This window comes from Providencia sp. CIM-Carb-044 (genome assembly GCF_033901115.1).
Taxonomy (GTDB): Bacteria; Pseudomonadota; Gammaproteobacteria; order Enterobacterales; family Enterobacteriaceae; genus Providencia; species Providencia hangzhouensis.
The window spans coordinates 88,700-100,955 of record NZ_JAXADV010000011.1 but is presented as its reverse complement, the minus strand read 5'-3'; the positions used below and the strand labels follow the sequence as shown (position 1 = coordinate 100,955).

The 12,256-nt window shown below is 41.6% G+C and carries 15 protein-coding genes; 9 read left to right on the top strand and 6 right to left on the bottom strand.

Translation table 11 applies throughout. From position 1 onward, the window contains the following. The first annotated feature begins 40 nt into the window (after positions 1-40). A complete protein-coding gene (locus SJ312_RS18435; protein WP_004264338.1) occupies positions 41-535 on the top strand; it encodes a GNAT family N-acetyltransferase in 495 nt (164 codons plus the stop codon). Positions 536-603: 68 nt separating this feature from the next. Here SJ312_RS18435 and rraB read toward each other — a convergent pair whose 3' ends face one another. Further along, positions 604-1,017 carry a ribonuclease E inhibitor RraB gene (gene rraB / locus SJ312_RS18430; protein WP_004907524.1) on the bottom strand — a complete coding sequence of 138 codons (414 nt, stop codon included), beginning with the start codon at positions 1,015-1,017 and terminating at the stop codon, positions 604-606. A 169-nt stretch (positions 1,018-1,186) separates the two neighbouring features. Between rraB and argF the strand changes: the two genes are divergently transcribed. Then, a complete protein-coding gene (gene argF, locus SJ312_RS18425) occupies positions 1,187-2,212 on the top strand; it encodes an ornithine carbamoyltransferase (RefSeq protein ID WP_094961633.1) in 1,026 nt (341 codons plus the stop codon). A 118-nt stretch (positions 2,213-2,330) separates the two neighbouring features. On the opposite strand, the gene SJ312_RS18420 is transcribed toward argF, so the two are convergent. From SJ312_RS18420 to phnW, 4 genes are all read right to left on the bottom strand, one after another. Next, positions 2,331-2,483, bottom strand: coding sequence for a hypothetical protein (locus SJ312_RS18420; protein WP_153673787.1), 153 nt, complete (start codon positions 2,481-2,483; stop codon positions 2,331-2,333). Between the two features lie 94 nt (positions 2,484-2,577). Next, positions 2,578-3,117, bottom strand: a complete 540-nt coding sequence (locus SJ312_RS18415) for a hypothetical protein (RefSeq protein WP_110591069.1) — start codon at positions 3,115-3,117, stop codon at positions 2,578-2,580. Positions 3,118-3,268: 151 nt separating this feature from the next. Further along, positions 3,269-4,078 (bottom strand): phosphonoacetaldehyde hydrolase, encoded by an 810-nt coding sequence (phnX, locus tag SJ312_RS18410; protein WP_110591068.1) that lies wholly within the window; start codon positions 4,076-4,078, stop codon positions 3,269-3,271. A 9-nt stretch (positions 4,079-4,087) separates the two neighbouring features. Then, positions 4,088-5,191, bottom strand: a complete 1,104-nt coding sequence (gene phnW / locus SJ312_RS18405) for a 2-aminoethylphosphonate--pyruvate transaminase (RefSeq protein ID WP_165879418.1) — start codon at positions 5,189-5,191, stop codon at positions 4,088-4,090. Positions 5,192-5,330: 139 nt separating this feature from the next. Between phnW and phnR the strand changes: the two genes are divergently transcribed. The 5 genes from phnR to phnV all read left to right on the top strand — a co-directional run bounded on the left by phnR (position 5,331) and on the right by phnV (position 9,969). Continuing rightward, complete coding sequence (gene phnR, locus SJ312_RS18400; RefSeq protein ID WP_004905839.1) at positions 5,331-6,050, top strand: phosphonate utilization transcriptional regulator PhnR; 720 nt, start codon at positions 5,331-5,333, stop codon at positions 6,048-6,050. Positions 6,051-6,177: 127 nt separating this feature from the next. Continuing rightward, positions 6,178-7,191 carry a 2-aminoethylphosphonate ABC transporter substrate-binding protein gene (locus tag SJ312_RS18395; protein ID WP_110591066.1) on the top strand — a complete coding sequence of 338 codons (1,014 nt, stop codon included), beginning with the start codon at positions 6,178-6,180 and terminating at the stop codon, positions 7,189-7,191. Between the two features lie 6 nt (positions 7,192-7,197). Then, positions 7,198-8,307 (top strand): 2-aminoethylphosphonate ABC transport system ATP-binding subunit PhnT, encoded by a 1,110-nt coding sequence (gene phnT, locus SJ312_RS18390; protein ID WP_153673822.1) that lies wholly within the window; start codon positions 7,198-7,200, stop codon positions 8,305-8,307. 1 nt (position 8,308) lies between these two features. Further along, positions 8,309-9,169 carry a 2-aminoethylphosphonate ABC transporter permease subunit gene (phnU, locus tag SJ312_RS18385; protein WP_112308095.1) on the top strand — a complete coding sequence of 287 codons (861 nt, stop codon included), beginning with the start codon at positions 8,309-8,311 and terminating at the stop codon, positions 9,167-9,169. A 2-nt stretch (positions 9,170-9,171) separates the two neighbouring features. Next, a complete protein-coding gene (gene phnV / locus SJ312_RS18380) occupies positions 9,172-9,969 on the top strand; it encodes a 2-aminoethylphosphonate ABC transport system, membrane component PhnV (protein WP_094961639.1) in 798 nt (265 codons plus the stop codon). 61 nt (positions 9,970-10,030) lie between these two features. On the opposite strand, the gene SJ312_RS18375 is transcribed toward phnV, so the two are convergent. Then, on the bottom strand, positions 10,031-10,387 hold the full coding sequence (locus SJ312_RS18375; RefSeq protein WP_036958764.1) for a hypothetical protein: 357 nt from the start codon (positions 10,385-10,387) through the stop codon (positions 10,031-10,033). A 443-nt stretch (positions 10,388-10,830) separates the two neighbouring features. Here SJ312_RS18375 and pyrB point away from each other — a divergent pair, with 443 nt between their 5' ends. Together pyrB and pyrI are read left to right on the top strand one after the other, a co-directional pair. Beyond that, on the top strand, positions 10,831-11,766 hold the full coding sequence (gene pyrB / locus SJ312_RS18370; protein WP_004907510.1) for an aspartate carbamoyltransferase: 936 nt from the start codon (positions 10,831-10,833) through the stop codon (positions 11,764-11,766). Positions 11,767-11,778: 12 nt separating this feature from the next. After that, positions 11,779-12,243, top strand: coding sequence for an aspartate carbamoyltransferase regulatory subunit (pyrI, locus tag SJ312_RS18365; RefSeq protein WP_004905852.1), 465 nt, complete (start codon positions 11,779-11,781; stop codon positions 12,241-12,243). The last annotated feature ends 13 nt before the right edge of the window (positions 12,244-12,256 follow it).

Below are 12,256 nucleotides of genomic sequence, written 5' to 3'. Positions count from 1 at the left end.
TCTACACTGAGTTGTACACAATAATAATCAAGAGTTTCACATGACAACACAAAACTACAAAATTCGTCCTATCGAACAACAAGATAACGCAGGTATTGCCGCAGTGATCCGCGAAGTTTCTGCTGAGCATGGCTTAACCGCAGACAAAGGCTTTGCCGTTGCTGACCCTATTTTAGATACCTTATTTGAGGTTTATAGCAAACCGCGCAGTGCTTACTGGGTGGTGGAAATGGATGGCGAAATTGTTGGCGGTGGCGGTGTTTCACAAGTCGCGGGAGGCGATAACGATACGGCAGAATTACAGAAAATGTATTTATCTTCCGTGTTACGCGGCAAAGGCCTAGCAAAGCAAATCGTACTGATGTCACTAGAGTTTGCTAAAGCGCAAGGCTACACCCGTTGCTATTTAGAAACGACCAAAGAACTTCAAGCAGCTATTAAGTTATATGAAAAATTAGGGTTTGAATTTATTGATGAGCCACTGGGTAATACTGGCCACAGTGACTGTGAAATTCGTATGTTAAAGGCATTATAATTCTACGCTAAACAAAAAAGGATAGTTTTTAGCTATCCTTTTAAGTAATTATATGATGCGATTAATAATTAATGCACGCGATCTTCAGGGTCTATATCATCACCATCTTCGTCGTCATACTCTGCATCTGGGTCTTCAAAATACGTGCCCCAACCATCATAGTTGATGCCCATTTTTTCAGCCAACTTCATTAATTGCTCAACCTGTGCGTCAATCAGCTCTGCATTTAAAGCACTTTCACTGATTACATCGCAACACATCAGGGTTTCACCCGTTTCAATTTCGAGCTCTTCTGCATCCGTGACTTCATAGCCTAGTTTAAAAGCTTCAACGGCTGCTTTCTCTAACAGAGCAAAGTTGTCCGCAGAGAAGTGATGCTCAATCGCATACAATGCATCAGGATCGCTACCATCTTCCAGTAATTCCTCGATGATCAAGCGAGTTTCTTCGTACTGCGCATCGAGTTCAGCTTTATCTACCATATCCACACCCCTTTTGTTTCTTTGTCGCTCATCTTTCTTTGCGCCATTCTCCCACACGGTTGACAGTGAAACCATATATTTAAAGATAATTTCTTTTACATTGGGGGTTGATTTTGAATTTTTATGAATATAAATTGAATATTAATTCAAATCAAAAAGGCTACCAATTATGAATCCCCTATATAATAAACCTTTTTTAAGGTTACTTGATTTTACTTCTAGCGAAATTCATTCACTTTTAAAACTCTCTTCTTGGTTAAAATCAGAAAAAAAAGCGGGCACAGAGCAGCCCCTCCTTTCAGGGAAAAACTTTGCCCTTATTTTTGAGAAAGACTCAACACGGACACGCTGTGCATTTGAAGTTGGAGCATTTGACCAAGGTGCTAGAGTCACTTATTTAGGGCCTTCTGGTAGCCAAATCGGCCATAAAGAAACCATGAAAGACACCGCTAGAGTGTTGGGTCGGATGTATGACGGTATCCAGTACCGTGGATTCGCCCAAAACACGGTAGAACTCTTAGCCGCGCATTCGGGAGTGCCTGTATGGAATGGATTAACTAACGAATTCCATCCCACACAGTTATTAGCCGATCTGCTGACCATTCAAGAGCACCGACCAAATACGCCATTCTCAGAAATTAAATTTGCCTATTTAGGCGATGCGCGTAACAACATGGGCAACTCGATGTTAGAAGCCGCTGCTCTCACAGGTTTAGATTTACGCCTTGTTGCGCCAAAAAGTTGCTGGCCGGAGGAAGACTTAGTGAACACTTGCCAAGCACTAGCTCAAAAAACGGGTGCGAAAATCACGCTCACGGAAGATGTCGCCGAAGGCGTTAAAGATGCTGATTTTATCTATACCGATGTGTGGGTATCGATGGGAGAAGCCAAAGAAGTATGGGCACAGCGCATTAATTTATTAAAACCATACCAAGTGAATATGAATGTGATTAAGCTCACTGGCAACCCAAATGTGAAGTTCCTACATTGTTTGCCTGCCTTTCATAATGAAGACACCACATTGGGCGCGCAATTAGCTAAAGAATTCAATATGTTTGGTGGCTTAGAAGTCACGGAAGAAGTCTTTGAATCGCCTTATAGCATTGTCTTTGACCAAGCAGAAAACCGTTTACATACTATCAAAGCGGTGATGGTGGCGACATTAGCGCCAGAATTGCCTGCTAATATATTTTAATTATGCTGCTCTGTAGACATCAATTTAAGCAAAGGATGTCTACAGAAAAGTTTGACGAGTTAGAAGTGGCTATCAGGGATAGATCAGGTGCTACAACAAAATTACATTGTAAAAATCTTTATTTTTGAAGTGTTGATATCACTTTCTTTTTTTGACCAGTAACTTCAGGGGCTGTTGTTCTAAACCGGTCAGACATTAGTACTTTAGCATTCGCTAACATAATATCGCGCATTTCTTGAGGCGATAATCTTTCAACCTTATTATTCCCCATAAATCACCCCGTATCATTAATGTTCACAAGCTGTATTGTATCAAATTCCACAATAATTTTACAGCATGGTGAAAAATAGACTATTTTAATAGCACTATTGATTCGACAGTAATTCCGTAAGTAACGATAGCTGAATTAATTGCAAAGCGTCACTGGTTGCAAACATAACATTTTCATCCCTTAATAATTTGAAACCAAACTTTTGATAATGTGAGATCAAGCCTTCATCAGGTTCAATAATATAAACGGCTTTACTATCTGGATATTGAGTAAGGAAAAAAGTTACCGCAATAATAACTAAAGTAGTTAAACGCCCATTTAGAGGGTGCTCAGGGAGGTCTCGCACAAAAGACTCAATCAAAAAAATATGTAAGTCACCACGCTTAGTCGCGTAAACACCAAGTACTGCACCATCAATTTCAGAACCTTTCTCTAATCTGAACCCCATATGAAAGCTGTCTTCACTGAGAAAATGTCCAAATTTGCTAAGCCAATTTAACACAGACCGTTTATCTCTCACTAAGGACTCAAAGTCATCTTCTGATAGCGTACTTACTTGTAAATCTAAGAGAGCTTCATCAACAAACTCCTGTAAAAAATCGACTGTTTTATGTAGATTAGACTCCGAAGACACATGCGACTCCCTATATTGTTATCCGTTATACTCTGCTCCTCATACCTCACCTGCAAAAATATTTTGGCCTACTTTGCTGAAAATTTATATCAAATAAAAGTAGGCCATTCAGATAGAAAAAAGTGATTAATAAAGAAATAATATATACTAATTAGGATCTTTCACCATTAGCCAATCGGCTATTAATTATTTCAATAACTGATGGCAAATCAGCTAAAGTATCAATCACATAATGAGCGCCAGCAGCATATAGTTTCTCTGTGGCTTGTTGTTTCAACGCGTTAACTTCATCAATTGGCATCCCTTGATATTCATCCCATGTTTTACCAAATTCATTACCCGAAACCGCTAACCCAACGCTCCACATTCCCGCATTGCGCCCTTCTTCAATTCCGGGAACGGCATCATCCACTTTGATACAAGCGGATACGGAACCAACACCTAGCTCAATGACGTTCTGTAATGCCATCCAAGGTCCCGGACGCCCACCAGCAAGTAGATCATCACTTGCTATCCAGTAGTCGGGTTGGTAGCCCAATGCCTTTGCTGCTGGAACTAACTTTTCCATCACGGCACGAGGGTAACCTGAACAAGAGCCAATTTTAATATTTTGGTTGCGTAATGTAGCGATTGTGTCGCCAACTCCGGTGATTGGCGCAGCAAAATCGACAACTTTAGCAATTTGCAATGGCATAAAGGCCGCGTAGATTTTATCGATATCCTCACTACTCATTGAGCGGCCAAACTTTGCGTTCCATAAAGCGTCTACTTCAGGCAATTTACCCAGTGCTTCAATATGTTGCCATTTTCCTAGTCCCATAGGAATGCGCGCTTGAGCCAATGTAATATTTATATCAAACACAGATTTAAATGCTTCGATGAAAATCTGAGTAGGGGCAAAAGAGCCAAAATCTACAGTAGTACCCGCCCAGTCAAGAATAACGGCTTCAATACGGTCCATTTCTTTTCCTTATTTTTCCCAGTAAATGGCTTTTTTTATTGCTACCAACAATGCATCAATGTCTTTTTCATAAACTTCACCAATATTTCCAATACGGAAACAATCACTTTGCGAGACCTTGCCCGGATAAATAACAAAACCCTGAGATTTTAAACTCTGATAAAATTGCTTAAATTGGTAATCAGATGAATTTGGTGAGTAAAATGCGGTGATAATTGGCGAATGAAGGCTATCTTCTAACAACGTGGTAAAACCTAATTTACGCATACCGGACACCAACTTGTATTGATTCCCTTGATAACGTTGAAAGCGAGCGGCTACGCCACCTTCTTTAGCTAACTCCTTGAGTGCTTGGGCAAATGCTAATACAGTATGAGTTGGAGAAGTAAATCGCCATTTACCTTGGAAATCTTCCATACAGCGCCACTGTGCGTATAAATCTAGCGATAATGAACGAGAGCGCCCCTTACAACGTTCAAGCGCCTCGGTACGGGCGATAACAAAAGCAAACCCCGGAACCCCTTGAATACATTTATTCGCAGAACTAATTAAAAAATCAATGTTAAGCTCAGCAACATCCATAGGGACCCCACCAAAACTGCTCATTGCATCCACGATATAGCGTTTTTGATACTGCTTCGCTAATTTCGCGACTTTTTCTATCGGGTTTAAAATCCCTGTCGTAGTTTCACAGTGCACCATCGCAATATGAGTGATTTGGCTATCTTGTCGCAATAACTGTTCAATCTGTTGCACATCTGGCAACGACACTTCACCGCAATCATAAACACAATGAGCCACACCCAATCGCTGAGCCATTTCAGCCATTCGAGCACCGTAAGCGCCATTACTGATAATCAAAACTTTCTCTTTATCACCGATTGCACTACCTAAAACCGCTTCAACCGCATAGCTTCCACTTCCTTGAAGCAGGACCGAAGAATACCCTGCTTTGGCCGTTGCCAGTGCCACTAATTGTTGACGAATATTTTGTACAACGCCTAAATTATAATCATCATCCCATGTACAGCTATCAAACAGCATGGCTTCTTTCACCGTTTTAGACGTCGTAAGCGGCCCCGGTGTTAATAGCAAATAATTATTGTTTGTCATTCAATTTACCTATTGGTCTATACCAGATTTCCATTATAATGGTCGTAGGCTGCTCAAAAGGTCAAAGGAAAAGTGCTCGTGAAACAAAAAATTCATATAACTATGTATAATATGACTGAAACAATGACAGGAAATAACCATGAAATTATCAGCGGATGAAGCCCCGCAATATCTGCTTATCAAAGCCCAATTACAGGAAAAGATTCAAAATGGCTCGCTAAAATGTGGTGATAAACTCCCCTCGGAACGCGAACTTTGTGCCATTTTCAATACCACTCGTGTCACTATTCGCGAAAGTTTGGCACAGCTAGAATCCAGTGGGGCAATTTACCGGTCTGAACGTCGTGGTTGGTTTGTCACACCTGAGCGCCTTTGGTTAGACCCAACCCAAAATACTAATTTCCATAAACTTTGCCTCGAACAAGGTCGCCAACCGAAGACAGTTTTACTGGATGGAAAAGTTATTACCGTTCCTCTCGAAGCTATGGAGCCGTTAAAACTTCAATCATTTGAACAAATTTATTTACTCACCCGCCTACGTTTTGCTGATGACAGGCCCGTTTGTTACTGTGAGAACCATTGTTTACCTGCTCGCGTTCCTGAACTGCTACGCCACGACCTCAACGGCAGTTTAACGGAAGTGTACGAAGCTCATTTCAATTTAATCTATACCAGTATGCATTTGTCTTTCTACCCAACGGCAATGCCTGCCCAAGCAGCACAAGCACTGGGGGTTACGGTTGGCCGTCCAGCCTTATTGTTGCAACGCTTAAACTATGACCAACATGGGCGAATTTTAGATTATGATGTTGAATACTGGCGCCACGATAGCTTGCGCATCGAAGTCGATACTTTGTGATTATTTCTAATTATAGAAAATAATTTTAGCTATTTAGCTGCATTTCATCTTTCTGTCATATAAACCCGTTAGCGTAAAAAACATCTGGTATATACCAGAATACATTTTACCTTAACAGGAGATAACCATGAAAAGCACCTACTTAGCTGGTCTATTAATGGCAACCCTTTGCTCTACCTCTGTTTTTGCCGCTGATGTTGTGACTGTTTACTCCGCTGATGGCCTGCACGATGGCAACAACAGTTGGTATAAAAATCAGTTCGAGGCATTTACCAAACAAACAGGCATTAAAGTACAATATGTCGAAAGTGGTTCAGGGGCGATAGTTGAAAGGCTCGCTAAAGAACGCACCAATCCACAAGCCGATGTGCTTATTACCGTTCCGCCTTTTATCCAACGTGCTGCAAAAAACCAGTTATTAGCTGAATTTACGCCAGAAAATGCAGCAAGTATTCCTAATTCAAATCACTTTTACACGCCGTTGGTCAATAATTACCTGACCTTTATCTATAATGCTAAGCTGCTTAAGTCTCCTCCTGAAAATTGGGACTCCCTACTCGATTCTCGCTTTAAAAATAAACTGCAATATTCAACACCGGGACAAGCTGGGGATGGTACTGCAGTGATGTTACAAGTTTTCCACAGTTTTAATGGCAAAGACGCAGGGTTTGATTATCTCGGTAAGTTGCAGGCTAATAACGTTGGCCCATCCGCCTCGACAGGTAAGCTTACCGCCCTCGTGAATAAAGGGGAGCTCTATGTCGCTAATGGCGACTTACAAATGAATTTATCCCAAATGGTACGTAACCCTAATGTCCAAATTTTCTGGCCAAAAGATGCCAATGGGGAACGTAGTACACTGGTTTTACCTTATGTTGTCGGCTTAGTTAACAACGGCCCTGAAACCGAAAACGGTAAAAAACTCATTAATTTCCTGCTGGATAAACCATCACAAAGCCGTGTTAGTGAGCTTTCATGGGGTATGCCTGTTCGTTCAGATATCACACCATCTGATAAGCAATACCAGAGCGCTGTCCAAATGTTAGAAGGTGTGAAAACTTGGCAGCCTAATTGGGATGAAGTTGAAGTTTCCCTATCCGATGATATTTCCCGTTGGCAAAAAGTCACTGATGGTGAGTAACTTGTGATGTTGATGAAACGAAAAGCCACTACTGCAATGCAGCAAACCGAGCACTCAGGGATCACATTAGAGTCTTTACGTGTCTCATATCATAATAATGTCGTGCTAAAACCTTTAGATTTAACCATCGACTCTGGGGAAATATTGGTGTTGATTGGCCCGTCTGGTTCAGGAAAAACCACGGTATTACGAGCCATTGCGGGGTTTGCTCAACCTGATAGCGGGCGCATCTTATTAGGTGATATGGATATCACCCACCTTCCCCCATACCAACGCGGACTCGGTATGGTTGTACAAAATTATGCGCTATTTCCCCATATGAAAGTGGAAGAGAATGTCGCATTTGGCTTACGAGCTCAGAAACAACCTAAAGCACTCATTAACGAGCGAGTCGTTGAAGCCCTTAAAATCGTCGGAATGACGGATTACGCAACCCGCTACCCTCACCAACTTTCAGGGGGGCAGCAACAGCGAGTTGCGATTGCTAGAGCGATAGCCGTAAGGCCTCGTGTTCTGTTACTCGACGAACCGCTTTCCGCGCTAGATGCGCAAATTCGTCATAATATGGTTGAAGAAATTGCCCGTTTACACCGTGAACTGCCCGATTTAACTATTCTTTATGTGACTCATGACCAAACTGAAGCTCTCGCACTTGGTGATAAAATTGGCATTATGAAAGATGGCTACTTAGTCGCACATGGTGAGAAAAATGCCTTATATCACCGCCCACCCAACCGTTTTGCTGCTGAGTTTTTAGGCCGAGCCAATATTCTAGCCGCTACTGCGCTTGGTTTTTCAACAAGCCCTGGAAAAGTGAATGTCAGTTGTGGTGGAACATTGTTGGAGGCTCATACATTAGGCATGCGAGCAGGCACTCACAAATGGGTGTGTATCCGCCCACAGCACATCACGCTAGTACCAAATTCCAATGCCACCAATCAATTACAGGCCACATTGACGTCTATTCGCTGGCAGGGGGATTTAACGCATTTAATTTGTGATGTTGCTGGTGAAACCGTGAGTGTTGCCATCACCCATTTGGCCTCACCGCCTAAAATAGGCGACAAACTCACTTTATGGTTTTCACCTGCGGATACCGTTTTAATTGAGGAATAACATGTCACATATTAGCGTGCCAAAAGGTTCATCAATAACGATAAAGCCCATTTATTGGATATTGCCGCCATTACTGGTGTTAGTTACGTTGTTTTTTTATCCCTTATTGTTGATAGCCCAACAAGCACTACAAAATGAGGCGGGTAGATGGGGGTTGGATGCATTTTGGCAACTTATTGAGTCAAAACGCTTTATTAATGGGTTATGGAATACACTCTACATCGCCATTTTGGCCACCTTAGGTTGCCTTGTGATAGGTAGTGTATTGTCACTGATCTTAGTGTTTATTCCTTTTCCGGGAAGCCGTTTTATCACGCAAGTGATTGATACTTTTATTGCTCTACCGACCTTTTTGATTACCCTCGCTTTTACCTTCATTTATGGTTCTGCAGGGCTACTCAATGGCACCTTGATGGCATTGTTTGATTTAGAATTCCCCCCCGTTGAGTTTCTTTATTCTATCCATGGGGTGATTTTGGCAGAAATTACCGTTTTTACCCCTTTGGTCATGCGTCCCCTTATGGCGGCACTGCGGCAAATCGACAAGAGCCAGTTAGAAGCGGCAAGTATTTTAGGCGCACACCCTGCACGGGTTATCGCGCAAGTTATTTTCCCTGCGGCGCTACCCGCCTTATTAGCAGGGGGTAGCCTGTGCCTGCTGTTAACCACCAATGAATTTGGCATCGTACTGTTTATCGGGGCGAAAGGCGTCAATACCTTGCCGATGATGGTATACAGCAAGGCAATATTAGAGTCAGATTATGCGGTGGCATGCATGATTGCCTTAATTAACATCTTGCTTTCACTCGGGTTATTTTTCCTATACAGAATGGCGACCACTCGCCTTGGGGTAAGGAATTAATTATGTTGATTTGGTCTAAAAAAGGGCGAGCCACTGCCACTATCATTGCCATCAGCTTATTCGGTTTATTGTTTTTACTGCCTTTAGTGATGATTTTAATGTCGAGTTTCAGCCGCCAATGGAATGGCATTTTGCCTTCAGGCTTTACTTTTGAACATTTTGTGAATGCGTTTAGTGGGCCAGCTTGGGATGCCATTTTATCCAGCCTAGTGGTTGGTTTTAGTGCCAGTCTATTTGCGCTGTTTTGTGGGCTTTGGGCTGCGTTAGCACTAAGAAGACACAGTGGGAAAATACAAAAGTGGCTGAGTATTGCATTTTATCTCCCCAGCGCTATTCCTTCTGTTTCTATTGGGCTTGGGATCCTTGTAGCATTCAGCCAAGGCTATTTACAGATGAACGGCACTTTTTGGATTGTATTTAGTGCTCATTTTGTGTTGATTTCTGCTTTTACGTTTAGCAATGTTTCCACTGGGTTAACCCGTATTTCTCCCGATATTGAAAATGTTGCTTTTAGCTTAGGCGCTTCCCCTTGGTATCGTTTATGCCATGTCACCCTACCACTATTGATGCCATGGATGATTTCAGCATTAGCATTAAGCCTATCGCTGTCTTTAGGGGAACTTGGCGCCACGATGATGTTATATCCCCCGGGCTGGGCGACATTACCTGTTTCCATTTTCAGTTTAACCGATAGAGGCAATATTGCTGATGGTTCGGCACTAACGATTGTATTAGTTTCGATTACATTATTACTAATGATGAAATTAGAGAAAGTAGCAAAAAGGCTTGGGCAAAAATAAAAGTTATCACGCTAAATAGCCAAGTAACCTCTACCTACTGGGCTATTTAGCGGCCTGTATACTATTCCCACATATACTTATCTTTTTTTGTCCAGCCTTTGGATACCATACATTCCAAGTAATAATTATTACGGGTATCTTCATTGACATCAATCACATAGCTTTCCATAACTGGTGTTTGTTCTTTATAAGTTTTGTCTTTTCCACAATCATCATCTTTTTTGCATTTTTTTTCGACATAAGACATAACAGAGCGCTGCGCAACTTCATTTTTGATTGGGTACAAATGAAGGGCTTCAGGTTTACAAACTGCATTCGCCTCAGCTTGAGTGAATTTTGAGCCACCGGAAACAGGTACCCAAACAGATGAACAGCCAGAAAGAAGGAATGCCAATAGAATAAAAAGTCGTGATTTCATAATGATCATATTTAATTAAAAAGAAAAAATATCTTACTCGTACATAAAATGTGTGTAAATAAATGTACTGTATATTCAATCATGTGATTTAATTTTGGTTTAAAAAACACCAATGCTCAGCACATTCCCTATTGAGAGATACTATTTCTCCCATTTTTCAGTTAGTTCAAATATTCACCAAAACGCAAAAATAAAAAAAATATATTTTTCTTTATGCAAACGCTTGCGTCATGGAATGAGATGCGTATAATGCGCCACAATTTGCCGGGAGAAACCATGAACGCTGCTGCTCTATTTTTTACAGAGAATACCTCCACTGCACTGCCTTCTGGCGGTCTGGACAGCCTGTTTTTCCCCTTCTTATTTATAGAAAAGCCCCTCAATTGAGGGGCTTTTTTTTGGCCTATAGACCTAACATGTCTTGCTGACACAGGAGAACAACAATGCCGAATCCTTTATACCACCGCGATATCATCTCGATTAATGATTTAGACCGTTCAGACCTTGAATTAGTGCTTAATGTTGCGGCTTCATTAAAAAAACAGCCGCAACCTGAGTTTCTAAAACATAAAGTCATCGCAAGTTGTTTCTTTGAGGCCTCTACACGCACACGCTTGTCATTTGAAACGGCTATCCATCGTTTAGGCGCTTCCGTTGTTGGTTTCTCTGATAGCACCAACACATCCCTCGGTAAAAAAGGGGAGACATTAGCCGATACCATTTCTGTTATCAGCCAATATGTCGATGCTATTGTCATGCGCCATCCGCAAGAAGGTGCCGCTCGCCTCGCTAGCCAGTTTGCAGGCCACATTCCTGTCATTAATGCAGGCGATGGTTCAAACCAACATCCCACACAAACATTACTCGACTTGTTTACTATCCAAGAAACGCAAGGCCGTTTAGAGAACCTACAAATTGCCATGGTCGGTGACCTAAAATATGGCAGAACCGTGCATTCCTTAACCCAAGCACTGTCTAAATTTGAAGGCAATCACTTCTACTTTATTGCCCCTGAAGCGCTTTCAATGCCAAACCATATTCTGCACATTTTAGAAGAAAAAGGCGCAACCTACAGCCTGCATAATAATATTGATGAAGTGATGCCAGAACTCGACATTCTGTATATGACCCGTGTACAAAAAGAGCGCCTCGACCCCTCTGAATACGCGAATGTGAAAGCACAATTTATTTTAAGTGCGGCTGACCTGCATTGTGCAAAACCGAATTTAAAAGTCTTACACCCACTACCACGGGTTGATGAAATCGCAGTTGATGTGGATAGCACACCTTATGCTTACTATTTCCAACAAGCAGGAAATGGGATTTATGCAAGGCAGGCATTGTTATCTCTAGTTTTAAATAAAGAATTAGCTATCTGAGGAGGACATACCATGACACAAGATCATAAATTACAAGTTGAAGCAATCAGCCACGGTACCGTTATTGACCACATTCCTGCTCAAATTGGTTTCAAATTACTAAAGTTATTTAAACTAACAAAAACAGATGAACGCATCACAATTGGTTTAAATTTGCCATCAAGCAATCTAGGTAAAAAAGACATTATCAAAATCGAAAATACCTTTTTAACCCCAGAGCAAGCTAACCAATTAGCCATGTATGCCCCTGAAGCCACCGTTAACCGTATTGAAGATTACCAGGTGGTAGAAAAGCTTGAACTCACACTGCCTCAGTATATCGACAATGTGTTAATTTGCCCAAACAGCAACTGTATTAGCCATAATGAACCTGTATCAAGCAGTTTCCGTGTGAAAAAAATCGGCAAAGAAGTCGCACTGACGTGCAAATTCTGCGAAAAAGAGTTCGATAGAGACGCTGTGATCAATAACCAATAGGTTGTTTTTGCGT

Coding starts and splice junctions, on each gene's coding strand:
- SJ312_RS18435 (WP_004264338.1), top strand. CDS start 41: ATGACAACACAAAACTACAAAATTCGTCCTATCGAACAACAAGATAAC.
- rraB (WP_004907524.1), bottom strand. CDS start 1,017: ATGGTAGATAAAGCTGAACTCGATGCGCAGTACGAAGAAACTCGCTTG.
- argF (WP_094961633.1), top strand. CDS start 1,187: ATGAATCCCCTATATAATAAACCTTTTTTAAGGTTACTTGATTTTACT.
- SJ312_RS18420 (WP_153673787.1), bottom strand. CDS start 2,483: ATGGGGAATAATAAGGTTGAAAGATTATCGCCTCAAGAAATGCGCGAT.
- phnX (WP_110591068.1), bottom strand. CDS start 4,078: ATGGACCGTATTGAAGCCGTTATTCTTGACTGGGCGGGTACTACTGTA.
- phnW (WP_165879418.1), bottom strand. CDS start 5,191: ATGACAAACAATAATTATTTGCTATTAACACCGGGGCCGCTTACGACG.
- phnR (WP_004905839.1), top strand. CDS start 5,331: ATGAAATTATCAGCGGATGAAGCCCCGCAATATCTGCTTATCAAAGCC.
- SJ312_RS18395 (WP_110591066.1), top strand. CDS start 6,178: ATGAAAAGCACCTACTTAGCTGGTCTATTAATGGCAACCCTTTGCTCT.
- phnT (WP_153673822.1), top strand. CDS start 7,198: ATGTTGATGAAACGAAAAGCCACTACTGCAATGCAGCAAACCGAGCAC.
- phnU (WP_112308095.1), top strand. CDS start 8,309: ATGTCACATATTAGCGTGCCAAAAGGTTCATCAATAACGATAAAGCCC.
- phnV (WP_094961639.1), top strand. CDS start 9,172: ATGTTGATTTGGTCTAAAAAAGGGCGAGCCACTGCCACTATCATTGCC.
- SJ312_RS18375 (WP_036958764.1), bottom strand. CDS start 10,387: ATGAAATCACGACTTTTTATTCTATTGGCATTCCTTCTTTCTGGCTGT.
- pyrB (WP_004907510.1), top strand. CDS start 10,831: ATGCCGAATCCTTTATACCACCGCGATATCATCTCGATTAATGATTTA.
- pyrI (WP_004905852.1), top strand. CDS start 11,779: ATGACACAAGATCATAAATTACAAGTTGAAGCAATCAGCCACGGTACC.